32 protein-coding genes are annotated in these 26,670 nt (G+C 58.7%); 24 read left to right on the top strand and 8 right to left on the bottom strand.

Features of this window, described 5'->3' with window-relative positions; genetic code table 11:
• Positions 1 to 32 precede the first annotated feature (32 nt).
• From argH to ACU8HS_RS11545, 6 genes are read left to right on the top strand one after another with little or no spacing between them, the layout of a single operon-like run.
• Positions 33 to 1,610, top strand: a complete 1,578-nt coding sequence (argH, locus tag ACU8HS_RS11570; RefSeq protein WP_447014450.1) for an argininosuccinate lyase — start codon at positions 33 to 35, stop codon at positions 1,608 to 1,610.
• Positions 1,597 to 2,652, top strand: coding sequence for an ABC transporter ATP-binding protein (locus ACU8HS_RS11565; protein ID WP_447014449.1), 1,056 nt, complete (start codon positions 1,597 to 1,599; stop codon positions 2,650 to 2,652). The genes argH and ACU8HS_RS11565 overlap by 14 nt, the downstream gene beginning before the upstream one ends.
• Entirely contained in the window at positions 2,645 to 3,541 is an 897-nt protein-coding gene (locus ACU8HS_RS11560) for a carbohydrate ABC transporter permease (RefSeq protein WP_447014448.1), read from the top strand. The genes ACU8HS_RS11565 and ACU8HS_RS11560 overlap by 8 nt, the downstream gene beginning before the upstream one ends.
• Positions 3,538 to 4,431, top strand: a complete 894-nt coding sequence (locus ACU8HS_RS11555; RefSeq protein ID WP_112703832.1) for a carbohydrate ABC transporter permease — start codon at positions 3,538 to 3,540, stop codon at positions 4,429 to 4,431. The genes ACU8HS_RS11560 and ACU8HS_RS11555 overlap by 4 nt, the downstream gene beginning before the upstream one ends.
• A gap of 25 nt (positions 4,432 to 4,456) precedes the next feature.
• Complete coding sequence (locus ACU8HS_RS11550) at positions 4,457 to 5,563, top strand: mandelate racemase/muconate lactonizing enzyme family protein (RefSeq protein WP_447014447.1); 1,107 nt, start codon at positions 4,457 to 4,459, stop codon at positions 5,561 to 5,563.
• Between the two features lie 31 nt (positions 5,564 to 5,594).
• On the top strand, positions 5,595 to 6,791 hold the full coding sequence (locus ACU8HS_RS11545) for an MFS transporter (protein ID WP_162758002.1): 1,197 nt from the start codon (positions 5,595 to 5,597) through the stop codon (positions 6,789 to 6,791).
• 186 nt (positions 6,792 to 6,977) lie between these two features.
• Here the strand turns inward: ACU8HS_RS11545 and ACU8HS_RS11540 are convergent.
• Positions 6,978 to 8,167, bottom strand: a protein-coding gene (locus ACU8HS_RS11540; protein WP_447014446.1) for an IS3 family transposase whose coding sequence is annotated in 2 segments (ribosomal slippage) — positions 6,978 to 7,918 and positions 7,918 to 8,167 — 1,191 coding nt in all. Because the reading frame shifts where the segments join, the coding sequence is not laid out codon by codon here.
• Between the two features lie 374 nt (positions 8,168 to 8,541).
• Here ACU8HS_RS11540 and ACU8HS_RS11535 point away from each other — a divergent pair.
• The 6 genes from ACU8HS_RS11535 (at position 8,542) to ACU8HS_RS11510 (ending at position 13,056) form a co-directional block, all read left to right on the top strand.
• Positions 8,542 to 8,859, top strand: coding sequence for a co-chaperone GroES (locus tag ACU8HS_RS11535; RefSeq protein ID WP_447014445.1), 318 nt, complete (start codon positions 8,542 to 8,544; stop codon positions 8,857 to 8,859).
• 50 nt (positions 8,860 to 8,909) lie between these two features.
• A complete protein-coding gene (groL, locus tag ACU8HS_RS11530) occupies positions 8,910 to 10,535 on the top strand; it encodes a chaperonin GroEL (protein ID WP_447014444.1) in 1,626 nt (541 codons plus the stop codon).
• Positions 10,536 to 10,608: 73 nt separating this feature from the next.
• Positions 10,609 to 11,001, top strand: a complete 393-nt coding sequence (locus tag ACU8HS_RS11525) for a hypothetical protein (RefSeq protein ID WP_117196434.1) — start codon at positions 10,609 to 10,611, stop codon at positions 10,999 to 11,001.
• 800 nt (positions 11,002 to 11,801) lie between these two features.
• The gene (locus ACU8HS_RS11520) at positions 11,802 to 12,116 is read left to right on the top strand and encodes a DUF1236 domain-containing protein (protein ID WP_112759246.1); all 315 of its coding nucleotides are present in this window, start codon (positions 11,802 to 11,804) and stop codon (positions 12,114 to 12,116) included.
• Positions 12,117 to 12,483: 367 nt separating this feature from the next.
• Entirely contained in the window at positions 12,484 to 12,711 is a 228-nt protein-coding gene (locus ACU8HS_RS11515) for a DUF982 domain-containing protein (RefSeq protein ID WP_112759247.1), read from the top strand.
• Between the two features lie 159 nt (positions 12,712 to 12,870).
• Positions 12,871 to 13,056: a DUF982 domain-containing protein gene (locus ACU8HS_RS11510; RefSeq protein ID WP_447014443.1), complete on the top strand. Its 186-nt coding sequence runs from the start codon at positions 12,871 to 12,873 to the stop codon at positions 13,054 to 13,056.
• Positions 13,057 to 13,229: 173 nt separating this feature from the next.
• On the opposite strand, the gene ACU8HS_RS11505 is transcribed toward ACU8HS_RS11510, so the two are convergent.
• The 3 genes from ACU8HS_RS11505 to ACU8HS_RS11495 are packed head-to-tail and all read right to left on the bottom strand — an operon-like array spanning position 13,230 to position 17,969.
• On the bottom strand, positions 13,230 to 14,528 hold the full coding sequence (locus ACU8HS_RS11505) for a glycoside hydrolase family 130 protein (protein WP_112759249.1): 1,299 nt from the start codon (positions 14,526 to 14,528) through the stop codon (positions 13,230 to 13,232).
• 37 nt (positions 14,529 to 14,565) lie between these two features.
• Positions 14,566 to 16,854 (bottom strand): glycosyltransferase family 4 protein, encoded by a 2,289-nt coding sequence (locus ACU8HS_RS11500; RefSeq protein WP_447014442.1) that lies wholly within the window; start codon positions 16,852 to 16,854, stop codon positions 14,566 to 14,568.
• Positions 16,851 to 17,969, bottom strand: coding sequence for a class I mannose-6-phosphate isomerase (locus ACU8HS_RS11495; RefSeq protein WP_447014441.1), 1,119 nt, complete (start codon positions 17,967 to 17,969; stop codon positions 16,851 to 16,853). Before ACU8HS_RS11495 ends, ACU8HS_RS11500 begins: the two co-directional genes overlap by 4 nt.
• Before the next feature lie 293 nt (positions 17,970 to 18,262).
• Between ACU8HS_RS11495 and ACU8HS_RS11490 the strand changes: the two genes are divergently transcribed.
• The 4 genes from ACU8HS_RS11490 to ACU8HS_RS11475 are packed head-to-tail and all read left to right on the top strand — an operon-like array spanning position 18,263 to position 19,290.
• A complete protein-coding gene (locus tag ACU8HS_RS11490; protein WP_162895180.1) occupies positions 18,263 to 18,550 on the top strand; it encodes a hypothetical protein in 288 nt (95 codons plus the stop codon).
• Positions 18,550 to 18,816, top strand: coding sequence for a DUF1488 family protein (locus ACU8HS_RS11485; RefSeq protein ID WP_112759252.1), 267 nt, complete (start codon positions 18,550 to 18,552; stop codon positions 18,814 to 18,816). Before ACU8HS_RS11490 ends, ACU8HS_RS11485 begins: the two co-directional genes overlap by 1 nt.
• 28 nt (positions 18,817 to 18,844) lie before the next feature.
• Entirely contained in the window at positions 18,845 to 19,024 is a 180-nt protein-coding gene (locus ACU8HS_RS11480) for a hypothetical protein (protein ID WP_112759253.1), read from the top strand.
• Positions 19,021 to 19,290 (top strand): DUF982 domain-containing protein, encoded by a 270-nt coding sequence (locus tag ACU8HS_RS11475; protein ID WP_117196439.1) that lies wholly within the window; start codon positions 19,021 to 19,023, stop codon positions 19,288 to 19,290. Before ACU8HS_RS11480 ends, ACU8HS_RS11475 begins: the two co-directional genes overlap by 4 nt.
• A 126-nt stretch (positions 19,291 to 19,416) precedes the next feature.
• On the opposite strand, the gene ACU8HS_RS11470 is transcribed toward ACU8HS_RS11475, so the two are convergent.
• From ACU8HS_RS11470 to ACU8HS_RS11455, 4 genes are all read right to left on the bottom strand, one after another.
• On the bottom strand, positions 19,417 to 19,722 hold the full coding sequence (locus ACU8HS_RS11470) for a hypothetical protein (RefSeq protein WP_447014440.1): 306 nt from the start codon (positions 19,720 to 19,722) through the stop codon (positions 19,417 to 19,419).
• 30 nt (positions 19,723 to 19,752) lie between these two features.
• On the bottom strand, positions 19,753 to 20,676 hold the full coding sequence (locus ACU8HS_RS11465) for a transglutaminase family protein (protein WP_117196157.1): 924 nt from the start codon (positions 20,674 to 20,676) through the stop codon (positions 19,753 to 19,755).
• Positions 20,677 to 20,718: 42 nt separating this feature from the next.
• On the bottom strand, positions 20,719 to 20,979 hold the full coding sequence (locus tag ACU8HS_RS11460) for a hypothetical protein (RefSeq protein WP_112759257.1): 261 nt from the start codon (positions 20,977 to 20,979) through the stop codon (positions 20,719 to 20,721).
• 243 nt (positions 20,980 to 21,222) lie between these two features.
• Positions 21,223 to 21,450: a DUF4167 domain-containing protein gene (locus ACU8HS_RS11455; RefSeq protein ID WP_117196158.1), complete on the bottom strand. Its 228-nt coding sequence runs from the start codon at positions 21,448 to 21,450 to the stop codon at positions 21,223 to 21,225.
• A 787-nt stretch (positions 21,451 to 22,237) separates the two neighbouring features.
• On the opposite strand from ACU8HS_RS11455, the gene ACU8HS_RS11450 reads away from it, so the two are divergent.
• The 8 genes from ACU8HS_RS11450 (at position 22,238) to ACU8HS_RS11415 (ending at position 26,617) form a co-directional block, all read left to right on the top strand.
• Positions 22,238 to 22,393 carry an Rmf/CrpP family protein gene (locus tag ACU8HS_RS11450; RefSeq protein WP_162703028.1) on the top strand — a complete coding sequence of 52 codons (156 nt, stop codon included), beginning with the start codon at positions 22,238 to 22,240 and terminating at the stop codon, positions 22,391 to 22,393.
• A gap of 399 nt (positions 22,394 to 22,792) precedes the next feature.
• Positions 22,793 to 23,002, top strand: a complete 210-nt coding sequence (locus tag ACU8HS_RS11445; protein ID WP_112759266.1) for a cold-shock protein — start codon at positions 22,793 to 22,795, stop codon at positions 23,000 to 23,002.
• 170 nt (positions 23,003 to 23,172) lie between these two features.
• Entirely contained in the window at positions 23,173 to 23,553 is a 381-nt protein-coding gene (locus ACU8HS_RS11440; RefSeq protein ID WP_117196159.1) for a DUF6481 family protein, read from the top strand.
• 82 nt (positions 23,554 to 23,635) lie between these two features.
• Positions 23,636 to 24,706, top strand: coding sequence for a fatty acid desaturase (locus tag ACU8HS_RS11435; RefSeq protein WP_117196160.1), 1,071 nt, complete (start codon positions 23,636 to 23,638; stop codon positions 24,704 to 24,706).
• 178 nt (positions 24,707 to 24,884) lie between these two features.
• Positions 24,885 to 25,094 carry a cold-shock protein gene (locus tag ACU8HS_RS11430; protein ID WP_112759261.1) on the top strand — a complete coding sequence of 70 codons (210 nt, stop codon included), beginning with the start codon at positions 24,885 to 24,887 and terminating at the stop codon, positions 25,092 to 25,094.
• A gap of 113 nt (positions 25,095 to 25,207) precedes the next feature.
• A complete protein-coding gene (locus tag ACU8HS_RS11425) occupies positions 25,208 to 25,378 on the top strand; it encodes a hypothetical protein (RefSeq protein WP_162895133.1) in 171 nt (56 codons plus the stop codon).
• A gap of 386 nt (positions 25,379 to 25,764) precedes the next feature.
• Positions 25,765 to 26,256: a DUF982 domain-containing protein gene (locus ACU8HS_RS11420; protein ID WP_205421288.1), complete on the top strand. Its 492-nt coding sequence runs from the start codon at positions 25,765 to 25,767 to the stop codon at positions 26,254 to 26,256.
• Between the two features lie 94 nt (positions 26,257 to 26,350).
• A complete protein-coding gene (locus ACU8HS_RS11415) occupies positions 26,351 to 26,617 on the top strand; it encodes a DUF982 domain-containing protein (protein ID WP_162703070.1) in 267 nt (88 codons plus the stop codon).
• Positions 26,618 to 26,670: the final 53 nt, after the last annotated feature.

Here is a 26,670-nt window from a genome sequence, read left to right as displayed (position 1 = left end):
GACACGCGGACTCCTTTTTTCAGGAGAGTCATATGTCAGAGGAACAACCGGCGGCACCGGTCGTATCGCTACGCGAACGCGTCAAGTCGCCTCCAGCGCAGGCAATGGTGGATTCCTACTTCGGCCCCGCCGTTGCAGCCGGGATCCGGTTCCAGTTCGAGCCGGAAATGCGCATCCATCTCGCCCATGCCGTCATGCTTGCCGAATGCGGCATCGTCAGCCGGGAAGATATTGCCCGCATCCTGGTCGTGCTGGCCGAACTCCAGCAAAGCGGCGTCAAGGCGCTTACCATCGACTACCAGCAGGAAGACCTCTACTCCTATATCGAGCGCTATATCGTCGAAAAGCTCGGCCCCGAGACGGGCGGCCGCCTTCACACCGGCCGCAGCCGCAACGACCTGCACACCACATCCTGGCGACTGGTCCTGCGCTCTCAATTGCTCAATCTGCTCGATGTCGTCGGCAGGCTACGCCGCACCCTGCTTGATCTCGCGGAAAAACATGTCGAGACGGTCATGCCGGGCTATACCCATACCCAGCATGCTCAGCCGATCTCCTTCGGTTATTACCTGCTCGCCGCCGCCGATCTGGTGGAACGCGACTATGGCCGGCTGATCCATGCTCTTGGCTGCTGCGACCGTAGTCCGCTCGGCTCCGGCGCCCTGTCCACCACCGGCTTCCCGATCGACCGCGAGATGACGGCCCGTCTGCTTGGTTTCGCCCGACTGGTGGAAGTCGGCTATGACGGCGTCTCCATCCGTGACGACCTGCAGGAAGCCTCGGCCGCGCTTGCGGTGCTGATGACCGGCGTCTCCCGTCTCGCCACCGATATCCAGAGCTGGAATACGATGGAATTCGGCATGCTGGAACTCGATGATGCCTATTCCAGCGTCTCCAGCATCATGCCGCAGAAGAAGAACCCGCAGGCGATGGAGCACGTCAAGGCCGTCGCCGCCATGGCGGTCGGCAACCTGAACATGGTTCTCGCCGCCTCGAAAAACACGGCCCTGGCCGACGTCAACGACGGCGTTTCCGCCGGCAATGCGCCGGCCATGGACATGCTCGAACGCGCCACGCGCGCGGTGGTCGTCTTCGAAGGCGCAATCCGCACGCTCACCGTCAAGCCGGAGATGATGCTGCATCTTGCCGAAATCGGTTTCGGCACGGCGACCGAGCTTGCCGATATCATCGTTCGCGAAGCCGGAATGTCCTTCCGCATGGCTCACAATATCGTCGGCCGTGTTGTCCGCCAGACCATCGAGGCGCATCATACCGCGATGGACATCACCTCGGCCGATCTCGACGAAGCGTCGCAGGCCCTTTTTGGCCACCCGCTCGGTATTGCCGAGGACGTCGTGAGACGGGCGCTCAATCCTTCCGAGAACCTGAAGAGCCGCATAGTCACGGGCGGTCCCGCTCCGGTGCGCATGACCGAGATGATCGCCAGAAGGAATACGACCCTCGAAGGCGACCTGGCAGGCATTGCGGCGATCAGATCCCGCATCGCCGCTGCCGATAAAACCCTTATGGAACAGGCTCGCCGGATCATTGGCGACACCGGTTTGCAGAGCCCTTCCCCCACCGCGAGAGAAAGTCATGGCACGAGTTGAAATCAATCAAGTCAGCAAGATCTTCACAGATCACACGGCTGTTTCCGATGTCAGCCTGACCGTGAACGACGGCGAATTCCTGATACTTCTCGGCCCCTCCGGCTGTGGCAAAAGCACGCTTCTGCGGATGATCGCCGGCCTGGAACTGCCGACCTATGGAGACATCTTCATCGGCGATCGCAAGGCGACGCGGCTGCAGCCGAAGGACCGCAACATTGCCATGGTCTTCCAGAACTACGCCCTCTACCCGCATCTGACGGTCTATGAAAACATCGCCTTCCCGCTGCGCGTGCGCGGCGCCGACAAGAAGGCGACCGACGAGAAGGTCAGATGGGCAGCCGAGCTCGTCGGCCTCACCCGCATGCTGAAGCGCAAGCCGCGGCAAATGTCCGGAGGCGAGCGCCAGCGCACCGCCTTGGCCCGCTCGCTGGTACGCGATCCCGACGTCTTCCTGCTCGACGAGCCGCTCTCGAACCTCGACGCCAAGCTGCGCCACTCGGCGCGAGAGGAATTGCGCCAGTTCCAGGATCGCGTCGGCGTCACGTCCATCTACGTGACGCATGACCAGGTGGAGGCTATGGGCCTCGGCGACCGTATCGTCGTCATGCAGGCGGGCTCCGTGCGCCAGATCGGCACGCCGGAGGAAATCTACCTCAATCCTGCCGACACGTTCGTCGCCACCTTCATGGGCTCTCCGCCGATGAACCTCGTCGTCACCGGCGAGGTGACGCTCGGCTTCCGCCCGGAAAACTTCCTGCCGAAGGCAAGCTTTGCCGAAAACATCCCGGTCACGAACATTGCCTTCAACATCCACCGGGTGGAATATCTCGGCGGCGACCGGCTGCTTTACGGCATGGTCTCGGGCAATCTTCCCGAGACCGCCGTCATCGCCCGCATCCCGTCCAGCGTTCACTACAGCCCGATCCTCAACACCGAAGTGCCTTTCGCCGTCGCCAACAGCGAGCTGCGCCGCTTCGATACGGCAAGCGGCAAGGCGATCGTGGCCGAGCCGATGGGAACGAGGAGGACGGCCAATGGCTGAGCGCAACACAGCTCTCGCCGGCGACCGGCTGCTGGCCTATGCAACGCTCGCTCCGAGCGCCTTCCTTCTCCTGCTGCTCGCCGGGGTGCCGACCATCACCGTGTTCGTGACGGCGGCGCAGGATGTCGGCATGGGCGATACCAGCGGCCCTTTCATCGGCCTGGAAAACTTCGTCTGGGTCTTTGCCGAACCCGCCTTTTACACGGCGCTCTGGAACACGTTTGTCTGGGTGTTCGGCAGCGTGGCGCTGGAAATGCTGCTCGGCCTTGGCCTGGCGCTGCTGCTCAACAAGAGCTTCAGGTTTCGCGGTGCCGCCCGCGCCGTCATTCTCGCGCCCTATCTGGTGCCGACGGTCGTGGCGGTTCTGACCTGGCGCTACATGCTGCATGACATCGTCGGCATCATCAATGCCGGCCTGATCGATATCGGCCTCATCAGCCAGCCGCTGCTCTGGCTGAACAGCCAGGGGCTGGCAATGGTCTCCGTCATCATGGTCGGCGTCTGGAAGTTCTTCCCCTTTGCCGTCATTGCCCTTCTCGGCATCCTGCAATCCATCCCGCAGGAACAATACGAGGCGGCCAAGATCGATGGCGCCTCGGATTTCCAGCAGTTCTGGCGCATCACCCTGCCCTATGTCATGCCGGTCTTCCTGCTGACCGCGTTGTTGCGCACCATCTGGTCCTTCAACAAGTTCGAGATCATCTACCTGATGACGGGCGGCGGTCCGCTGGATGCCACTACGACCCTGCCCATCCTCGTCTATCTCAAGGCTTTTTCGGATTTCGAATTCGGCCGCGCAGCAGCAATCGCGATCGTCACGCTCGCCATCCTCTGCGTCCTGCTTGCCGTCTATTTCGTCTTCATCAAGAGAGCGGAGGCACGCCAATGACCGCCATCGCGCCGACTATCCCGTCGTCCCTGCCGCGCAATCGCGAGATCGCCGACGTCCACTATCTGGCGTCGAAGATCATGCTCTACCTGCTGGTCTTTGCCGCCGTCAGCGTCGTCGGCTTCCCGCTTTTCTGGATGCTGATCTGCTCCTTCAAGCCGGGCAGCGAACTCTACGCGACCCCGCCGACCTTCCTGCCGAACCAATGGACGCTGCAGAATTATCGGGACCTCTTCATCCAGACGAATTTCCTGACCTATTTCGCCAACAGCCTCATCGTCGCCTTCGGCTCAACCTTCCTGTCGCTCATCGTCGGCGGATTGGGCGCCTATAGCCTCAGCCGTTTCCGCTTCTTCGGCATTGCGGCTTTTTCGAACGCGACGCTCGTCTGCTACATGCTGCCGGAAGTACTAATCGTGCTGCCGCTTTACATCTATGTGGTCAAGCTTGGCATGGCCGATACACTGATCTCGCTGATCATCGCCAACACGGCCTTCACCCTGCCGCTCGCTCTGTGGTTCATGCGCTCCTACTTCAACGCTATTCCCGTGAGCCTGGAAGAAAGCGCCATGATCGACGGCTGCACGCGGCTTGGCGCCATGATGCGCGTGACAGTGCCGCTTGCCCTGCCGGGCATCGTCTCGGTCGGCGTCTTCAGCTTCAACCACGCCTGGAACGAGTTTCTCTTCGCGCTGGTCTTCGTTTCCTCGGAAACGAACAAGACCCTGCCGTTGGGGCTCGCCACCTGGATCGGTCAGGACAACATCTATTCCTGGGGCATGCTGCTCGCGGGCGCTGTGCTCGTCACCATACCGGTCATCCTTTTCTACCTTCTCGTCCAGCGCAAACTGGTGGTCGGCCTCTCGGAAGGCGGCACCAAGGGCGAATAACCTCTTCAGACACCCGGAGGACATTATGAAGATCAAGAACGTGACGGTCATCGCCGTCGAGATCCCGCTCGCCCGCAATTTCGGCGGCAGCAAATACAACGTCACCAAACGTTGCACCATCATCACCCGCATGGAGACCGATAGCGGCCTCATCAGCGAGATCTACAACGGCGACAATCGCGACCATATGCGCGACGTCGTCGAAATCATCGAGAAAGAACTCGTGCCCATGCTGATCGGCGAGGAGATCTTCGCCGTCGAACGGCTGTGGAAGAAGATGTTCAAGGCTGCCGAGTGGAACCGCGACCGCAAACTGGTTATGGAAGCGATCGCCTGTATGGACAGCGCCATCTGGGATCTGATCGGCAAGGCGACCGGCGTCAATGTCTGCCGGCTGCTTGGCGGCTATCGCCAGGAAATCCCGATCATCTGCATCGGCGGCTATTACGAGGAAGGCAAGACGCTTTCCGATCTCGGCAAGGAGATGGAGCGCCTGCGCGAGGCCGGCCTAGCCGGCTGCAAGGTCAAGGTCGGCGGCCTCTCCGCCGAGGAAGACGCAAAGCGTGTCGAAGCCGCGCGAAAAGGTGCAGGCGACGATTTCTGGATTGCCGTCGACGCCAACAGAGGCTGGCCGGTCGACGAGGCCGTCAAGTTCGCCCGCCTTATCGAGAAATACAACATCGCCTGGTTCGAGGAGCCCTGCCACTGGTATGACGATGCCCGCATGATGGCGCAGGTTCGCCGCGCCACCTCCATTCCGGTCGATGCCGGCCAGAGCGAGGTGAGCGCGGCCGGCGTTCGCCGGCTGATCGCCGCCGATGCTGTCGATATCGTCAATTTCGACGCCTCCGAGGCTGGCGGCATCACCGAATGGCGCCGCGCCGCCGCCATGTGTGCGCTTTACGACCTACGGGTCGGCCACCACGAGGAATCGCAGATCGCCATGCACATGATCGCCGCGATCCCGAACGGCGTCTGCGTCGAATGCTTCGAACCGGTGCGCGATCCGATCTGGGCCGGCCTCATTGCCAACCGGCCAAACCCGAAGAACGGCATCATCCAGGTTCCTCAAGGCCCCGGCTTCGGCGTTGAACTGAACTGGGACATGGTCTCCCGCTACCGGGTCAACTGAACGGATGGATGCGGCCTGGACAACGCGCCGGATGGAGGTCTCCGCGCGCAGGACGCAGGTGCGGCTGGCGAAGCGAATACGCCTCGCCGCCGCATTCCTGCTCATGATCGTTTCGGGATTGGTCTGGAATTCCTTCGGCCTTTTTCTCGTGGCGCTGGAGGCTGAATTCCACTGGTCGCGAGGCGCAATCTCGGGAGCTTACGGCGTCTTCGCCCTGGTCAACGCCGTTACCGCTCCCTTCTTCGGCCGCCTGCTCGGCCGGCACGACAGCCGCATCCTCCTGGCGGGTGCCGCCCTTCTTCTCGGTATCGCCTACGCGCTGACTGCGACCGTCGGCAGCCTGGCGCAGTTCTGGCTGATCTTCGGCGTGCTTGCCGGGCTCGGCACGCATTGCACCAGTTCCTACGCCATCTTCGCCGTATTGGCCGGCCGTTTCAGGCAACGCCCCGCAACCGCAATGTCTTTCGCCGATGCCGGCTCGGGCCTCGCCGCCTTCCTCGGCATACCCGTCATCCACTGGATCATCCAGGCCTTCGGCTGGCGCGGCGCCTATCTTGCTCTCGGTGTCGTCATCGTCCTTGTCAGCGTGCCGCTGCACCTGTTCGTCCTCGACCGCGTAAAGGCCGCCCCGAAGCCGCAGGCCGGCCGTTCGGGTTTGCCGGCCCTGCCCTTCTATGTTCTCGCTGCTCTGATCATCAGCTATTTCTGCGGCTCGGCCGTCTACCATGGCCTGCTGACACAGCAGATTGCCCTTTTCGACGAACGGGATATCGGCGAGGAATCCGCCGTGTGGCTGGCCGCCGTCGCCGGCCTCGTCGTCTTCCTCTGGCGCCTGCTCTCCGGCTGGTTCTGCGACCTCTGGGGTCCGAACCGGGTGATGCTGTTGGCAGCCATAGCCGCCGCTGTCACTTTCGCCACTCTCATCCTCGTCGTCGCGGCCGACAGCAACACCATGCTCCTGATCTACCCGCTGATGCTCGGGATCGGCTTCGGCGGGCAACAGGTGCTTCTTGCCAATGGCGCGCGATTGATCGTGAGCCTGTCCTCGCTCGCCGGCCTGCTTGGCCTCTGCCGATTTGCCTCCGGCGCCGGCATGGCGGCAGGCCCTGTCCTGGCTGGCTACCTGCACGACGTGACGGGAGGCTATGGCCTTGCGATCCTTGTACTGGGGAGCATGGCACTGCTTCACTTTGCGAGCTTTGCGATTGTGACGGCCGGCGGTCGCTGACGGCTTGGTGATTGCGTGGGAACGGGTGTGTGGTTCACGGCCAAAAGGAACCCGGGAACTGAAGGCGGGTTGATTTGTGGCAGAACTGTCGTTTTGTGGCGCGGGCTGGGGGTTCCGGGTCTGAGAAGGCCAAAAGGCGCTGTGGCGGGGTTTTGAGTGGGTTGGGGGTGACCTTGCCCCCAAGTTTTATCCGGTTTTGAGTTCGCTCCGGCGGTTCTGGGTTGCTGTGTTCGGGGCGGTAGCGGCGGGTTGCGGTGCGGAGCCATTGCGGCTGCGCAGCACCGCATCACGTCGCGGGTTGATGGTCTGAGCGAACTCGGCAGGTGTCAGCCAGCCGAGGCCGGAATGCGGTCGATGATCGTTGTAATCGCTGCGCCAGTTTGAAAGCGCTGATCGAGCGTACGTCAGTGACGAGAAGAGGGTCTCATTCAAGAGCTCATCTCGCAGCCGCCCATTGAAGCTTTCGATGAAGGCGTTCTGGATCGGCTTGCCGGGCGCGATGTAGTACCATTCCACCTTGGTCCGGTCCGTCCATTGCAGGATCGCGTCGCTGGTGAACTCGCTGCCATTGTCGCTGACGATCATCTTTGGCTTGCCACGCGCCTCGATGATCCGGCCAAGCTCACGGGCAACCCGCAGACCGGAAAGTGAGGTATCGGCGATGAGTGCCAGGCACTCCCTGGTGCAATCGTCCACGACCGTAAGCACTCGGAACCTGCGTCCGTCAGTGAGTTGATCCGAGACGAAGTCCAGCGACCAACGATCATTGAGGGCAAGCGGGATCAGCATCGGTGCGCGTGTGCCGATCGCTCGCTTGCGGCCACCGCGCTTGCGCACCGTCAGCTTCTCCTCCCGATAGAGCCGGAAGAGCCGCTTGTGGTTCACAAGGTGACCCTCGCGCCTGAGCAGCACATGAAGGCGTCGATATCCAAAGCGGCGGCGTTCATGCGCCAGCGCCTTCATCCGCTCGCGAAGGTCATAGTCATCGCTGCGCCTGGTTTCGTAACGGATCGTCATCCGGCAAAAGCCGATGGCTTTACACGCCCGCCGTTCGCTCATCTCGTGGTAACCCATCATATGCGCGACAGCTTTCCGCTTTGCTGCGGGCGTCACCACTTCTTTCCCAAAAGGTCTTTCAAAGCAACATTGTCGAGCATCGCATCCGCCAAAAGCCGCTTCAGCTTCGTGTTCTCGTCTTCCAGCGTCTTCAGCCGCTTGGCCTCGGACACGTCCATGCCGCCGTATTTGGCTTTCCACTTATAGATGCTGGCATCGCTGACACCGTGCTTGCGGCAAAGCTCCGAGACCGGCGTGCCAGCCTCGTGCTCCTTCAGAATCCCGATGATCTGTTCGTCTGTGAAACGGTTGCGCTTCATTCCCTGGTCCTCTCAATGGGCCAGAGCTTACTTCAAAATGGATTATTTCAACGGGGCAAGGTCAGGGGGGAGATTGGTTGCGGGGGCTCGCAACACCCGATTCCTGCGATTGATTGAGCACAAAATACCGCAGCTGGCGGCATAAAGTACCATTGGTATTCACGTAGGTCTGATGAAGCATCGTGAAATAAAATTCCACGTTCTTCAAGATTATAATTCACAATTATATTATCATGAGAACTCGGCATAAATATTTTCCATTTTACCAAAATCATTCTTCGCACAATATTTCCTGGCAATCCTATCAATCGATTGCCAGAGGTGTTATGTAATGGGTGCAGCCGCCCTATGCGCCGGCCGCAGAAAGATTTCCCATGACATTCCGTCCCCTCCACGACCGCGTCGTCATCAGACGCGCGGAAGGCGATTTCACATCCAAGGGCGGGATCATCATTCCCGATACCGCCAAGGAAAAACCGCAGGAAGGCGAAGTGATCGCCGTCGGGCCTAGCCTGCGTGACGAAAGTGGCAAGCCCATCGCGCTCGACGTCAAGGCCGGCGATTTCATTCTGTTCGGCAAATGGTCGGGGACAGAGGTCAGGATCGACGGCGAAGACCTTCTGATCATGAAGGAGGCCGACATCATGGGCATCGTCGAGAAGACCGGAGCGGCCGCCGAAAAGGCGGCCTGACAGGTCGAATCCCGATCCCGTAATCTCAAGACCGAACTGGACCCGACATCATGTCTGCCAAGGAAATCATCTTCTCTACCGACGCCCGCGACCGCCTGCTTCGCGGCGTCGAGTTGCTCAACAATGCCGTCAAGGTGACGCTCGGCCCAAAGGGCCGCAATGTCGTCATCGACAAGTCCTATGGCGCGCCGCGCATCACCAAGGACGGCGTCTCGGTCGCCAAGGAGATCGAGCTTACCGACAAGTTCGAGAACATGGGCGCGCAGATGGTGCGCGAAGTCGCCTCCAAGACCAACGACCTTGCCGGAGACGGCACCACGACCGCGACAGTGCTTGCAGCCTCCATCTTCCGCGAAGGCGCCAAGCTGGTTGCGGCCGGGATGAACCCGATGGACTTGAAGCGCGGCATCGACCTCGGCGTTGCGGCCGCGCTCACGGAAATCAAGGCACGCGCCACGAAGGTCAGTTCATCGAGCGAGATCGCACAGGTCGGCACGATCGCCGCCAATGGCGACGCGACCGTAGGCGAGATGATCGCCAAGGCTATGGACAAGGTCGGCAACGAAGGTGTCATCACGGTCGAAGAGGCCAGGACGGCCGAGACCGAACTCGATGTTGTCGAGGGCATGCAATTCGACCGCGGTTATCTTTCGCCCTATTTCGTGACCAATGCCGAGAAGATGCGCGTGGAACTGGAGGACCCCTATATCCTCATCCATGAGAAGAAGCTCGGCAACCTGCAGGCGATGCTGCCGATCCTCGAGGCCGTGGTGCAGAGCGGCTATCCGCTGCTGATCGTCTCCGAGGACGTCGAAGGCGAGGCTCTGGCCACATTGGTCGTCAACAAGCTGCGGGGTGGCCTGAAGGTCGCCGCAGTCAAGGCTCCCGGCTTCGGCGACCGCCGCAAGGCCATGCTGGAAGACATCGCCGCTCTGACGGCCGGTCAGACGATCTCCGAGGATCTCGGCATCAGGCTGGAGAATGTCACGATCGATATGCTCGGTCGCGCCAAGCGTGTGCTGATAGACAAAGAAACCACGACGATCATCGACGGCGCGGGTGAAAAACACGACATCGCCGCGCGCATCGGCCAGATCAAGGCTCAGATCGAAGAGACAACCTCCGACTACGACAAGGAAAAGCTGCAGGAACGGCTGGCGAAGCTCGCGGGCGGCGTTGCAGTGATCCGCGTCGGCGGCTCGACCGAGATCGAGGTCAAGGAAAAGAAGGATCGTATCGACGATGCCCTGAACGCCACTCGTGCGGCCGTGGAAGAAGGTATTGTCCCGGGCGGCGGCGTGGCCCTGCTACGGGCGAAGGCGGTCCTGACCGGGCTGGCCGGCGAGAACGCCGATGTGACGGCGGGGATTTCGATCGTGCTCAGAGCGCTCGAAGCCCCAATCCGGCAGATCGCCGACAATGCCGGTGTAGAGGGTTCGATCGTCATCGGAAAACTCACTGACGGCGAGGATCACAACCAGGGCTTCGACGCACAGACAGAAACCTACGTCGATATGATCAAGGCCGGCATCGTCGACCCCGCCAAGGTGGTCCGGACTGCTTTGCAGGACGCCGGCTCGATCGCAGCGCTTCTGATCACCGCCGAGGCGATGATTGCCGACATCCCAGCAAAAGATTCCATCTTGGCGGCCGGCAACGGCAGCACGGGATACTGAGGACAGTGCCTGAGCCGTACGGCCGGAAGTTCCCGGGCGGCGGAACCCAACAACAATCGACAGGAGAATTCCAATGGCTATGCAAAGCAGTAGCAAGGCATCGATCTTCCAGCGTTTCGATAACTACCAGCCGTCTAAGACGCTCCTTGTTTGGGCCTGCATCATGACCGCAGCCGCAACGATGATCGTCGGCTTCACTTGGGGCGGCTGGGTGACTGGCGGCACCTCCCGCACAGCGGCTGAGGCCGCGGGCGAGATTGCGCGGGGAGAGCTCGCGTCCGCCGTATGCGTCGAGCGTTTCAACACTGCACCGGATGCAGCTTCAAAACTCATCGAGTTCAAGGCACTTTCCGATAGCTACAAGAAGCGCCAGTTTATCGAAGCCGGCGGCTGGGCGACAATGCCGGGGCAGACGTCACCGGACAGTCGTATCGCCGCAGGCTGCAGCACCGCCCTCTCCGCCTGACGCTGCCCTTCATTGCGTCCCGTCATTCGGGACGCTTCCACCATCCGCCACAAAATCGGTCTTCAGCGCTTTCCGAGATGCCGGCCGCTGCGATTCAAATGACGTAACCCGGCCAGTTATGAAGCTTGCCTACGCTTTGGCTGTTGGCGCATATGTTTCGGCGTTTAAACTGGCTTACTCAGCTTGATGCACGTCATGACGATTCTGAAACAATCCTCTGCGGGTTTCTACTTCAAGTCCATGAGTTGGCCACCAGGGAAATGGTAGAAGGTCTGGGTAAGCGGATCTCCTTGAGACCAGACTTTGGCGGCAACATCCTCTCTGCTACCGAACTTGCGCACAGGGCCGATCGTAACCTGCCTGGCGGCGTCTTCGTGGCTGTCGGCATGGACCTCCATCGGCTCGCTAAGACAGCGACCTTTGAAGTTGTAGTGGATTTGGACGCGAAATTTCATGCCTCTCCCTTTGCCTAGAGGGTTTTAGGAATTTTTATGATGATGAGGCCCGAAGCCCCTCCCCTTATCTCGGTGGAAGTATTCGCGGAAGCGAGGAAGCATCACAATCTGGGTTATTCAATAAATAAAACTGTACGCCCTTTCACCTGAGAATAAAATTAAAATTTAGAATCCATTGCGCCTCTATTAAAACATGGTTGTAAGCTAGCGAATAGTGTGACTGATATTTGGTAATATCTACATGGTTAGTGTGAGCATCTTCATAATGCGGCGCCGGTCCAGAAAGAAAATGCCTCTGAGGCCGGGGTATGTCGTTATGATGATCAGAAACGAGAGAAAAGAATTATGACCAAGTTTGCGCCAGTGTCGGCCGCAATCCTACTGCTCGCCAGCACGTCCCTGGCCCAACAAACCCATTCTACTAGCAACCATTCCGCCACCGAACGCCCGCCGGAAGAAGTTATTGATTTTGTAAGCCGCCAAGCTCTGCCCTCAAATCCGGTGATGATTCAGGGAGAAATCAGCGTTGGGCAGGTCGTTCCCAGTGAAATTATCCTTAAGCCCGTGCCCGGCAACACGCGTTATCAATATGTTGTGGTCAATCAACATCGCCTGATCATCGACGCGCAATCTCGTTCTGTAGTCCGCATCGTGAACTAAGAATTCTTGAATGTTCGCGGAGCGGATTTTGTGAGGCTGGGCCATATGCAGGTCGTTGAGCTTCCGAAGAGATGGCTCTTGCGAGTGGTCGAGATCGCTACCAAACCCAGAATAAGGCAGTGATGCACACGCTGCGCGGGCGGCACTTCATGTTGCTGGCTTGCCAGGGAGCTGGCGGCACGAGAGGATCGGGCCAGATCGCACGATCCTCTCACCATTATGGGAACGCATGGCCGCAGAATTGACCAATACAAGAGCTACTCAATTACCCCGGTCTTATTTCCACTTCCCCGTCATTACGCCTTGATGTTTAGTGATTGGAAGAAAAATAGGCCGCGTCGACAACCATCCGCCAAGGAGATGGATTATGCTAGCAACACGCTGGAAAAAGCCGCTCATCCTGGAGAAGGCTGGCCTTCGGATTACCCTTACCTCGGCTGAAGAGGCAATGAACTGGCTACTGCACGAGCCAAATCAACATAGGGGCAGTTGGCGCCATGCTTGGCACACTTGCCGTGCGGTACATGAAGGAAGATTACCGGCGAACCAAGCCAGATCCGCGGTTCAGTTGGCAGTGGAAGGGCTCCACCAATAAACGAGCTTACTTAATTGCACCTCCAAGCTCGAGGCGGGATCAAATGTCCACGTGGTACAGGTAGTCGCAGAGTTTCGCGGCTATCTATGGGACGGGCCGTGGGTTCAGTCATCAAAATTGGCTTCTCGATTGAATGGCAACTTCCTGTCTTCGTGAATCATGATGGTTTCGAAGATAGCCATATATGGCCCGGCCGAGGCTCTTCGATACCTTCATGAGAACTTTGAATGTCGATCGGGTGATCTCTATTGGATGGCGGTCGAGGCCTGTAACAAGGCACTCCGCCATCGCGATGATCCGGAAAAATCACGCGTGCTTTTCGCCGCCTATGGTGAATACGCATGAAATTCAGCTGAGCCGTCATCAGTCAAAACGTCAGGCAAAAGCCGAGACCAGGAGATTTCCGTTCAATTTGTCCGACTATGTGATGTGACGGCGCATTGAGATCCTTCCATCCCCCCGCTCGACATCGACTGTCGAACCCACTCGTGGCGCCCCGGCGGGCCAACTTCCAAACCTCAGCTATCGAGCGTCTTGAGAAGGTCCGAAATCTTGATCGTCGAGAAATTCGAAAACGTGTCGCAGACCGCATAGGGCAGGACGATCTGGTCGTTGTGGCGCATCGCGCCGCAGGTATAGACGACGTTCGGCACGTATCCTTCCCGCTCGGAGGGCTCCGGTCGGACCAGCGGCTCCTTCGAGCGAGCGAGAACCTTGGATGGATCTTTTTTATCGAGAAGAGCCGCACCGATCGCATATCGGCGGACCGGGCCGACCCCGTGGGTCAGCAACAGCCATCCCTGGTCGAGCTCGATCGGCGATCCACAATTTCCCATCTGAACGAACTCCCATGGAAATTTAGGCCGCAGGATCAATTCTCCTCCGTCCCAGGTGTAAAGATCATCGGAATAAATGAGATAGAGGTTCTCGTTGTCCTGTCGCCCGATCATGGCGTAGCGGTCATCGATTTTGTGCGGAAAGAGCGCCATTCCCTTGTTTCTCGACGCGGTACCCTTCAGCGGGGTCATGCGAAAAGATATGAAATCGCTGGTTTCGAGCAATTCGGAGCGGATCGCCTTGCCACTATAGGCGGTGTAGGTCGCGTAGAAAGTGCTCTGTCCATTGTCCTGGAATTCCACGAAGCGGGCATCCTCGATACCGTTCGATTGCGCTGGTGTGATGGGAAAAATCACCCGCTCGCTGATGTGCTGCTGCGAGCTGAAGCTTATTTCGATAGGCTCCCCAAGCGGGTCCGATATCCGTGTGTGCAAGGTTGGAGTGGACGCCAACCGCGCGGTCGGCTCGATCTCCACGCTTCCATCCGCGGCAATCAACCCGGTGCGGAACGTTAAGGAGGATACATGTCCCTCCCCCACCGCGCGCAGGCTGAGGATAAAACGCCGGCTTCCCTGCGGCGCGCCTGATTGATCCGGATGCATGACGATACTGGGGTTGAAGAGTGCCGACGCCTCAAAGGAATATTCGTGGAGGAAATAAGCGCCTATGAGTTGACGTTGCACCTTCGAAAACTCGACATGAGCCGCGAATGCCTCCTCCATCTCGCGTGCCCGATTTTCAAACGTCGCGAGCAGGTTTCGGTGGCGCCCCTCAAAATTTTCCAGCACCTCCGCGAGCAGGCTTTCCGCCGTCTCTGAATCCAGCGCCAGGACCCGGTCGACAATATGATTCGCCCGGGTCTTGTCCGTCGGATTGAAATCCCGCGGTTCAACCGCAGGCTTGAACGGCCGTACCACGACGCGCGTGGAGTCAGGCCGCAGGAAAAGGGCTTGGCGGTTCAGAAAAGTGGCTTGTGACAAAGTAACCTCGGTTTATCCCGCGGGATTTAAAGAAGCTTCAGGCACCCAGGGCGCGAAGCGGAGTGAGCGCTGCCGGCTTGTCGCTTAAGCGTGAAAGTTGGCGAAGCTCGATGAGGCCCAAAAGATAGGACACAACGGATTCACCGCCTCTGTTCTCATTGACACGCGCGCGGTGCAGCCCGTCCCGGCAGCTTCCCGTATCGAGATCGACGAGCGGCAACGACAGATCGTTGGCGCCCAGGAACCAGGCAAATGCGCTTGCTGCGTCGGCCCTCCATTCGGCACTATGATCGGCACGCCACGCAGCAAGACAGGCGGAGATGGTTGCTGCCGCCTCCAGAGGCTGTTGGTCGAATCCTTGCGGCGGCATTCGTCTATCGCTGAAACTGTCCGTGCCGATGGCTCTGAAATGACCGCGGGGAGCGGTTTGTAAGGTCATGAGCCAACGTAGAGTTTTCAGCCCCGCGGCGGTATAGGCAGGAGTTTCAGTGGCAAGCCCGGCGAGGATGAGCGCCTGAGGCAGACGTGCATTGTCATAAGAAAGACCCTCCTCGAACCAGATCCAATCCTCCGTCTCCACACGAACAAGGAGATCCATCAAACGATCCGCGAAAAGCCGCCGCATGCGTTGGGCAAAGACGTCCTCCTCAGAAGCCTCGCAATATCCGTCCAGTCCGAGCAACGTGAAGGCCCAGGCGCGCGGCGAGCGAAAGCCTTCGGTGGTTGGCACGGCTTCGGAAAACAAGGTGGCAGCCCAGGTCCGCCGGGACGGATCGCTATCGCTTCGGGCGCATTCTCCAAGCGCCCAAAGCGTCCGGCCATGGCTATCCTCGGAGCCCTTGTCTTCGAGCCAACGCCGGTCGAAGCCCATGAAGTTGCGAAAGTGTTTCTCGTCGGGATTCCAGGCGTGCTGCACGAAGGAGGCGAAGCGCGTTGTCAATGGCTCCGGCAGGGGCGTTTCGCCTGCTGCGTTGAGAGCGCTCGCCAGGATCAGGGCGCGCGCATTGTCATCGACGCAATAACCATGTGAGCGATCCGGCACCGAGTGGACGGCATGCTGGAACAGTCCGGTGTCGTCGCACATGGAGAGAAAATAGGTGAACTGCGGCTCCGGCGGGCCGGCAGGTTTACGCGTGGGTGCGTTCCGACTTCCCGGCAACAGCGCATTGGGGAGAGGCCTGCGTTGCGCCGCTTCCTCGAAGACAGCGAGATAACGCTCCGCCGTCCTTTGCCACGTCATCGACCGACTGCTGGCGTAAGCGCGCATACGCATGGCGTCCCGCCTTGCATCGTCGGTCAGCAATCCGGCGATCTCGTTACCGATGGCTTTCGCATCACCGAAAGGTACGAGAATGCCGCGTCCGCCGGCCAAAAGTTCGCGAGCGTGCCAATAAGGGGTCGAAACGACCGCTTTTCCGAGGCCAAAACTATAGGCCAGCGTGCCCGACGTCATCTGCGCCTCATTCAAATAGGGCGTGGTGTAGACGTCGCACATGGAAATGAAGTCCAGGAGCGTTGCCTGGTCGACGAATTGATCGAGGAACACTACATGTTTTTCGATCCCGAGATCCCGCACGTGCGCGATCAGGCTTTCGCGATATGCTTCACCCTCACGAAGGACGAGATTGGGATGGGTCGCACCAAGCACGACATAGACGGCGTCGGGCCGGCTTTCCAATATCCGGGGCATCGCATCGATCATGACTTCGACGCCCTTGTTGGGTGAGAGCAGGCCGAAGGTCAGGATGACGGACCGGCCCTCGAACCCGAGCTTTGCCTTTGCGACAGCCGGCTCACTGAAGGCAATATCCGGAATCCCATGGGGGATCACCTCGATCTTCTCAGCCGGAACCCTGTATACCTCACGCAGGAGCGCACGCCCCTTCTCTGCCATGACGACGATCTTCGCTGAACTCTCGACAATTCGTGCCAGGACTTTGCGTTGCGCCGGGTTGGGCTCGGCAAGAACCGTGTGAAGCGTCGTCACGACCGGCATATCGAGCCGCGAGAGAAGTGTGAGGATATGGCTTCCCGCTTCGCCTCCAAAAATTCCAAACTCGTGCTGGAGGCAGACGACGTCGAACCGACCGGCATTCAGGGCTTCCGCTGCGCGGATATAATCGTCGAGCCTTTCATCTGGGATCTCAAGCCAGACGCTGGGGGGATAATCATAGGCGCGGCCATGGTCGGTCATTGCCACGATCGCCGTCCCCATCCTTGCGGGTGAATTTGAAACGGCATGCTGCAGATCGGTGGTAAACGTCGCTATGCCGCAGCGTCGGGGGAGCGAGTTGCCGATGAACGCGATATTCTTGAACCTGGTCATGATTGCCCCTCCGTCGAGCGGTACGGCAAGTTTGCCGGCTTTTCATGATGAATGAGTGCCTCGACAATATCCTGGGGGGCCGGACGATCTCTGTCCCAAGCATCGAGATCGCGGAGCAGGCCCGGCTCGGGCGCACTGCCGGCGTAAGCGAGCAAAGCCGTCAGGCCATTTGTCCCGACTTTTATGGCAACTCGATCTGCGTCGGCAAAAAACGCATCGCCGACACCGGCATGCATCGGTCCGACATTTGCATCACCGGCGATGACCAGAGCCCAGGTCTCACGGTTGGCCAGCAGCTCCCAGTTCGCATTTGGAGAAAGGTCGATCCGCTCAAGGGTGAAGAAGGCACAAGATACAAGTTGCGTCCTTGCATGCGTAAGACGTATGGGGGCTGCCTCCGTTTCCGCCGGCCCCAGATCGGCCACTGCGACGGCTTGGTCCACATGCAGCTCGCGCGCACGCCCGGGGTCAAAAAGACGAAATGTAGCGTCGCTTCTCTGCTGGATTTCGGCGATGACGAGACCGGCGCCGATGGCGTGGATGGTTCCGGCCGGAACGAAAAATACATCGCCGGCCGCAGCGTCTCGCCATTGCACAAGATCAGAAATCGAACCGTCGGCGATCGCAGTCCGCAACTCCGCCTGAGTCACCGTCCGCGTCAACCCCACAGCAACTTTGGCACCGGATTCCGCCGACAGCACGTACCATGCCTCCGTCTTCCCGTTGGCCATGCCTGTCGATTGCGCGAAGGCATCGTCCGGGTGAACCTGGATCGACAGCATCTGCTTCGTAAAGAGCAGTTTGAGAAGCAAGGCGGGATCGGGCGCTTGGGCCTCGCTTCGATCAAACCTGAGTTCGCCGACTACAGCTTCGTGGTTGCCGCTGAGGTCCCAAGGTGTCAGGTCGTGGCCGCCCCACGGTTTGCGGACGACCCGCATGCTCGTGTGCTCGAATGTCATGATGAGGCCTCCTTGATCTACCGCTAAGATCGGAACGATCTGAGATCGGAGTAGCCTTCCTTTGGGCATCGGATCGCCCGAAGGTTCACGTAATCGGGCCAGGTTCTGGGCTTCGATCAGGCAAACGCCGCCAGATTCTTTAAGAAAAAGAATCATAAATATGGATACGACAACGCTTAATTACACGAATGAAGCTCACCATTCATTTAATAGATATGTGTCTGTGCCAGAAAACTGCAAGGCGCATTCTTTTAATTAGCACATTTAGGCAGGTTTAAAATTAATTCCCCTGACAAGTTTCACTGTACTCAACGGGTCACATCCTGCGGATTTTTTTCTATTCGACTTGTAATCGGGCGATCGATGCACGAGATGTATTAGTAATGGCAGCTCGTTTCACGGGCGCTGCCATCGAGGGTGTTCCCCCCGCCCCAACAAAGGAGGACGACATGTCTTCCAACCCGTCGCCGGAATACATCGACCCCGTCAACGTAGCGATGCTCAGGGATGTCTTGAGAACTGCGGGCTTCAGAGGTGTTGCGGTCGAAGCCAGCTCAGACGCCAAACGTGAAGCCTTAGTCTTCTTGAATTCGGAATTCCGGAATGGAAACCGAACGAGGGAAACCTTGCTCTTCGCCCTGGAACATCGAGATATTGGGCTTGCTTCCGATCCACGACCTGAAAGTTCACCGAAAAGCGCAGCCATCGATCGATGGCAGAATGAGGGAGGTCGTTAGTGCCACTCTCCTTTCCGAACTCGGCACGCAGTTATGATGAAGCACATAGGCGGGTCCGCTTCCTCGGGCATGATGGCATGTTCGAGGTTCACTTTTATGTGCCCGCGGAAGTGCTCGCTGGCGCGTTGTCGCAGCGAACCGCGAGCGAAGACGATTATCTCGCTTCCTTCGATGCGCTCCGGCCCCGAATTCTGAAGGTCGCAAAGGCGGCCTATGCAGCAACCCGTAACAGCACAATCACCCTTGATCTGGAACATTTCCGGTGAATGCATTTCGTGCCAAAAGGATCTCGTTATGCAATATCCCATTCCTCCAGGCAAAATCGGCCGACCTGGAAAAGAAAAGATCTGGTACGTCAGCGAGTTTGCGCAGCGATTTCGCCTTGATAAGATGGAAGAAAATCGCCTGAGGAAACTGCTGGGACCGATCGCCAAAGAGATCGACTTGCTCAGAAACGCCGGCAGATTCAGATGATGACGACCCCGGTGATTCCGATCGCCTTTTCCACATTTTGGCATCTGCCAGTGGTCATAGAGCTGGCGGGCCGTCCGAAGGTGGAAGTTCGCGGCCCTCGCGACGCTCTGCGCTATTTGACTGAGAACATCACCCATCAATATGGCCCTTGCTACAGCCGAGCGAGAAGGCGCTGTCACGCAGCCCTCCGGAACGAGATCACGGCGGAGGACATGCGCGAAGATTTCCTCGCCGCTTGCGCCGAATCTGAGATGCGACCGAGATAGCTGCGCCGGACTGTCTGTGCCGCGAACGAAGAAGCCGGTTCAGGCGATCCCGTCAGCATATTTCAGGCTGCATTGCGACATCCCTGATGGTTACGGAGCCTGAGCCGATGCAGCGCGACGCTCTGCTCACACGGTACCATCGCCCGGCTTCGACCAGGGGGAGCGGTTTCGAGACTTAGCTTCGACGGGGGTTTCGCTTTCCGACTGCTCATCAAGAGAATTCATTTCATGCAGAGCTTCGCGAAGAGCCCTACCCTCGGGACGATCACCGGTGACGTGAAGAAAGCTTGAGACAGCCATCCTGGTTTCCGTACCGCCGGAGGCAGGGTTGGCGCGGTGGATAACGATATCCTCGCCCGCTGACCAGGCACGCTCGAGGAACCATCGGTCGCCGTTGGCGCTTACCGCAAATTCAGTGGGTTCTTGTGCCATAGGCATTCTCCTCGTGTTGGGATTGAAGAATCATTCGCCCGCGATGGTCTGGTGGTTGCCATTCTTCGCTTGGCTCATGTCTGAGACGTTGCCGGAAAGCACTTCGACGTCCACCTGCATGGATGCGAAGGCATCCGACGGACCGACAAAACTTCCTGCCACCGGCACTACCTGGCTGATATCCCGGCTGATCGCGACAGGAATAAGGTTCTCGCCGCCCATTTTTCGGTTGGTGGGGTCGAAGGGAATCCAGCCAGCGCCCGGGACGAAGACCTCTGCCCAGGCATGCGTCGAGCCCCTATCCGGCGAGCCTTCAAGGCCCCCGACGGGATTGAATAGATAGCCGGAAACGATGCGGGCGCCAAAACCCAGGCATCGCGAAGCTTCAGCGAAAAGAACCGCAAGATCCCGGCACGAGCCCCACCCCCGGTCGAGCGTCTCCCCCGGCGACTGCGTGCCTTCGTCATCGCGGCTCTGATAGGAGATCCACAGCGAGATGCCGGCATTCAAGTCCAGGAGAAGCGAAAGTGTATCGGTCGAACTGCCCGCAACAAAACCCCGCGCCCATATTTCAAGCCTGTCGAACGGGTCCGGATATTGTCTGACTGCGAGGGCGCCGAGATCCGTCCACTCGTCTTCGGAATAACGAAACGGATAAGTTGCGCCGGAGGCGGCAATATTGAAGATCGGCCACGCCGGTGCGGTCAAATCTACCTCGGCGAAGCTGTCGATGACCAACATGTCGGCGGGTGTTCGAAAGGCAGCTGCGGCGACGGCATTGCCGAAGACATCCGTCGACCAGCTTACCTCCGAGCTCGGCGCCGTCGATATCTCGTGGATTAGCAGACGTAAATCCCTACCCTCTCGAGGCCGAAGCATCAGGCGATGCGGCGCAAGCTCCACTTCCCGGCGATAGCTGTAGGTCGTGCGATGTCGAACCGTAAGCTTTGTCATATGGGGTCAATCACTACGAGATTTCCCGCTGCAACATGCGACTCACAGCTGACCACCGTGGGTGTCTGGCCCCTGGTCCGCCGCAAGTGCGTTTTTCAGATCGATCTCGCTGACCGGCCACGCCTCTACACGTCCCGCCGACGTGAGCATGATCGTGAGCCTTCGGTGATAGGCCTCCCACATCACGTCGATTGGCTCCTCCTCAGTCTGAAGCTCGAAACTACCGGCAGCATGTGGAGCCTCCATTCCCGGAAGCAGGAAAGGTTTCTGAAACGTGACCGTACGGGTGCTGGTGTGGCTCATTGGCTTTCTCCATTTGTATCGGATTGTCCGGCACCCCGATGCCGATGCGGGACCTCTTTTGCTCGCACGCCTCTCTTACTTTTTACCCGCGCCGGAAGGTGCGGTGATCTTGAGCTTTCCTCCACATGATGCGGAATACCCACGCGCCAAGAATCAACCGCATCATCGCTATGAAAAACAGGACAAAATAGTAGAGGTTCCATTGTCTGCCTCGCGCGTTCGTTTCTCCCTCACATACTGGGCTTATGTATCGGCCGACTTAGCGGGACCATGGACTGCCGCGCTTCGAAAATAGTGTTCGGCGTGCTGATAATAGTTTTCAGCCTCGATCCGATCACCGGCTGACGCTTTCTCTAGAGCGAGTGCGAGGTAATGTTCGTAAAAATCCCTGTCATTGCGGGGGGCCGGGCGTGCAGGCAGCTTCTCGACTACCCTATCGGAATAGCTTGGGTGGAGGCGCTTGTTGTTCATGGAAAGATTTCGAGGCCATCGCGGCCTGCTCCTGTAAGGTTCAAAAGGGGGAGGCGCCGTCACCTCTCGATTTGCTCGCTATTTCCCGCGGATCAGGTCAGTCGGCGGCAGGCTGTGTGGTCCACGCTAGAGAGGCGGGACGCTGCAGCACGGACCTGCAATGGTAGCTATATGCGGGCAGGAAATCACGCCGACCCACGCGTCGAGCGGTGGGGGGTGGCAGCGTTCAGTGAATTTCAGTGAGGAAAGAATCCGGCGGCTCTCTACCATTGCTGTCAAAGAAACGCTCAACACATCTTCCATACGGAGGTAATGTGGCTCTTTCACGGTCGTCGGCCCGCATCTGCAGTTCCACGCTCAATTCAATCGAAATTCACACGAATTACCTCAGTGACGATAGAGAGGCCAGTTTCCGGCAAAAGATCCGAAAAGAAGTTGAAGGGATCATCACTCGGAGCAAGTTGATGTCCAACGATCCGGAAGACGAAGAAGCAAAAAAAGCCGCACGCAATGTTGTAAGCCAAGTGTCGCCGGATTTGAGCGGTTCCATGAATCCAAGGCACGCTTCTGATCCAGGCCTTGGTCAGCATCCTTCGGTATTGGGACGACTACTAACCATTGTCCCCACCTGCGCTATCTGTATCCATGCCGCAAGGCGAAGGGTCCGCAAGCTGACACAGCGGCACGGACGGAGACGAGGCCGGGGTAACGTCGCAATAGGTCCGGCCTCCCTTCTTTGCTTTCGGGAAAAGCTGGGAACACCCGCATCCGTCGTTGGTTCTAGTCCATGATCCTGACCACAGACCAGCGAAAGACGATATTCGAGGAGGGGCAGGATGCGGCCGCGCTCGGAAGAAACATGCGCGCTTGCCCGTATCTCGGCGACGAGACACCGGAGCGCATCTACATCTGGATGAGCGGATATCGCAACCCGAAGAGATAGCATCCTTCGATGTTCCGTTCAGAATCCGGCTGTCGCGTGCCATTGCCATGCTCGCAATGCCTCAAGACAGGACAAAACACGATCGCTCCAACTTTCAATGCTTCCGTGGAGATAGTGCATACCCCTGTCAGCCGTGAACACGCCTGATGCTAATTACCAGGGCTGCCAGATAGATGCGCTCCGCCTATGTATACCTACAGTAGCAAAATGGCCAATCCCGAAACAACAAGTTGACTGTCATGCTGGCATGGTGTATCTGAAAACTATCGATACTTTGTTTGCCGATATTTTGTTTTGGCTGCGCCTCGCGCCTCTTGACGAATTTTCCCTCTCAAAAGTCGAAACATCCGCCGTGCGTCGCCCGGTGGACAGATCAATGTTGCTATGAAAGGGTTCGTTATGACCACTGGCACAGTTAAATGGTTCAACGCAACCAAGGGCTTCGGCTTCATCCAGCCTGACGACGGCAGCGCCGACGTCTTCGTTCACATCTCTGCCGTCGAACGTGCGGGCATGCGCTCCATCGTCGAGGGCCAGAAGCTCGGTTTCGAGCTGGAACGCGACCACAAGTCGGGCAAGATGTCCGCCGGCCAGTTGCAGGCCGCCTAAAGCTTTGGCTCGTCGTGACCGCGGATGTACCGGCATGACGGCAAAAGTTTGCAAAGGCCAGGCGATTGTCTGGCCTTTTCCGTTAACGGCATGGCCGGCGCGGATATCCGCGCGAACTCCGGCGGGCCTGTATACCGGCCTTTGACGGCCTGTTGACGAGGAAGACACGATTGAGACACCCAGGTGACAACAGCTTTGCGGAACGCCGCAAAACCTCGGCAGATGCCAAACGCGAGCTTTTGGCGAAATTTGCGTCCGCGCCGAAACTGGGCGACCCCGCTATGCAGGAACGGCGTGCCGCACGCGAGACCATCGCAGCAGCGAGGGAGGCTCGCCGTGCCGAACGCGACGCCCTGAAGGCCGCGGAAAACGAGCGCATCCTGATCGAAGCGGCTGCGCTGACGGCGGCTGCGGAAGCGGATGAGAGAGCTGCTGCGGAAGCGCGGCAACTGGAGATCAACGATCGCATTTCCCGCGTCGTGGCCGACGAAGCCGCGCGCAAGGCCGAACGCGACCGCCGCTACGCGGCCCGAAAGGCCCGTCAGGGCTGACGGCCGAAATACGTGCCTGGGAGCGGCAGGACAACCCGCTTCGGTGGCGCTCACGTCGAGGGCCTAAAACGAGTGGAACTCGATGACCGCCCACGCCTATTCGACTATCGAACCTACCGGAGACGATGCCGGGGCCTGGCTGAAGATCCTCTCGAAATATCGGCAGCCGCATTCCGGGCGGAGCGTTTTTGAGCTTCTCGTGACGATTTTGCCTTTCGCAGCCTTCTGGGCCGGAGCCTATATCTCCGTTATCCAGGGTTTTTGGCTGGGGCTGATCCTCGTCTTGCCGGCCGCCGCCTTTCTGCTGCGCCTCTTCATGATCCAGCATGACTGCGGGCATGGCTCGTTCTTCGGCCGCCGGCGTTTCGACAACTGGACCGGGCGTATCATCGGCGTGCTGACCCTGACGCCCTATGATTACTGGCGGCGGGCGCATGCCGGTCACCATGCCACTGCAGGAAACCTCGACGAGCGGGGCGTCGGCGACATCACCACACTGACCATCGCCGAATATTATTCCCTTTCCTGGGCGAGACGGCTTGCCTATCGGCTCTACCGGCACCCGCTCGTGATGTTCGGCATCGGACCCGCATGGCTTTTTCTCCTCAAGCAGCGCCTGCCTTTTGGCATGATGGGCTTCGGGGCCATGCCATGGATATCCACCATGGCTACGAACCTGGCGATCACAATTTTGACCGCCCTGATGATCTGGACCGTCGGCCTCGTTCCATTCCTTTTGATTCATCTGCCGGTCGTGCTCATCGCGGGGGCGGCCGGGGTATGGTTGTTCTACGTTCAGCACCAGTTCGAGGGGACGCATTGGTCGAAGACCGGGGAATGGCAGTTTCCCGAGGCCGCACTTCATGGCGCCTCCCATTACGACCTGCCGCCGGTGCTCCGGTGGATCACCGGCAACATCGGCGTTCACCACGTCCATCACCTGTCGAGCAGGATTCCCTATTACAGGCTACCGGAGGTACTGCGTGACCATCCCGAGCTCGGGGATATCGGCCGCATAACTCTTTGGCAGAGCCTGCAATGCGTCAGGCTCGTGCTCTGGGACGAACGGAGCAACAAGCTGGTCTCGTTCCGGGGTGCCGCCAAGGCGGCCGTGCTGTCAGGTTGCGACATCAATCTCCGGATACAACCTTAATTAATTGCCCATACACCTTGTTCTCACCACAGTTGAAGCCTATAGGTATCCCATCGACTTTGCTTGTTGAGCTATGTTTTCGCACCACGGGTGCCCGAGCTGTTCCCTCTCAAACTCGATGATGACCGCATCCGGCAATCGGCCGGTTGCGAACGCTTACGATTGAAAGGAAATCGGCATGAACAGTGGTATCGTCAAATTCTTCAACACGGCAAAAGGCTTCGGCTTCATTCAGCCGTCCGACGGCTCCAAGGACGTATTCGTTCACATCTCCGCCGTCGAGCGCGCGGGCATGACCTACCTTAGCGAAGGTCAGAAGGTCACATACGACCTCGTGGCGGACAAGCGTTCGGGCAAAAGCGCGGCCGAAAACCTTCAGGCTGCCTAATCCATCAGGCTTCCGGTCCTTGACCACGGATGTACTGGCACAGATCGTAGAAGCTTCGGAGAAGGTCGGGTTCTCACCCGGCCTTTTATTTTTCTCTCACGAAAGCGATTTTCATGAAAAAGACCGACGCACAGCAGCAGTTGAAGAGGGCGGAACGCCAGATCGCCAATACCAGCGGTGGCGGGCATCTCGGCGGCACGAATTTCGGCCAGGGCTACGATGCCAAGACATCATCGGCGAAAGGCAAGCTGGACAAGAGCCGCAGAAATGGCGGCAAGAGCTGACCGGCTCTGCCTTCCGGTCGGAACATGGACCCGCCAGAAATGGCGGGTTTTCTTTGTCGGTGGACCGCTTGATCCGTTGAAACCTATTTCCCGAGTACCATCGCGACGATAATCCGTGGAAATCTAACATTGGCTCAATATTCGCCAGAGAAACGGCCAGGTGGGTCTTTGTTAAGACTTAATTACCCTTCATCATCCACTATCGGCAGCAACTGATACGGGCGTTGCCGTAAGGGCGGCCAAAGTGCCCTAGCCCCAATCGAGGAGGACGACATGTCTTCCATGCCCCGGCATTTTCTGTACAATTTCTACGATATCGTCGCCCCCAAGATAATGGCAGGCCTGAGCTTTGCCCTCGTCATGTCCATGTTGGCGGAGGGATGGCTATGGTGAGAGCCCATGATGCCAGTCGCCCTTCCAACGACAGCCATATTTTACGTGGCGTCCTGAAGCGTGCCCGTTATGCCACGACTGACCTGAAAGCTGTCGCAGGCGCAAATCACCTGCGAGAAATCACTCTTATCGATCGCATTCGATCCGCCACGATCTCACCGGAGGATTCTCCTTCGCTGTCTCGTAAGCGTGCTGAGCCTGCCGCGCTCGCATCTTCAGAGAACGAGGGTGGTTCAATTCAGCCGGCCGAGGGTCAGAACATGCTGTCGACCGTACGATGGATGCCGCCGGTCAAGATCGGGAATGCTTCGATCATCGGTCCTTTGGAGGCGCATCGCTTCATGATGAATCACTGGCCGCATGTGAAAGGGGCGAAATTTGCGCTGGCACATATGGCGATATTGGCGGCCCTGGACGGGCGCCAGACGCCCCAGGAAGCCCGCGCCTCTTTCGATAGAGCGGTCAAGGAGGCGTGCCTGAATTAGGGACGCCCCTAACGACGCGGCATTCAAAGATGAGCAGTTCCACAATCCGTCCCAGAGCCGACGGCGCCATACTGGCGATAACTATGGAGTGACCGTGGATTCGGACATCATACGGATTGAATTCAGGATACGCTGGAAAGTGCCGGTTTATGTCGCCGTTGGAGATGAGCCGACCCGAAAGATAAGCGGCCCTCAAGATGCTCTTCAATATCTGAGCGATAATCGGGCTATCCAGACAGGATTTCCTTACTGGAGAGCACGTCATCGTTGCTACGATGCGTTGAAAGGCTTGATCACGTCTGAGGAAATGCGCGATGACTTCATCGCCGCATGCGCGCAGGCGGACTTTCGCCTGAGATAGCCGTAAACCAATACTTACGGACCGGAGACCTCCCATCCCGATCGAGCTATTCC

The organism is Rhizobium sp. KDH_Rht_773_N, from assembly GCF_052946295.1.
The sequence above is the reverse complement of the archived record's forward strand: the minus strand, read 5'-3'. Positions and strand labels throughout refer to the sequence as shown.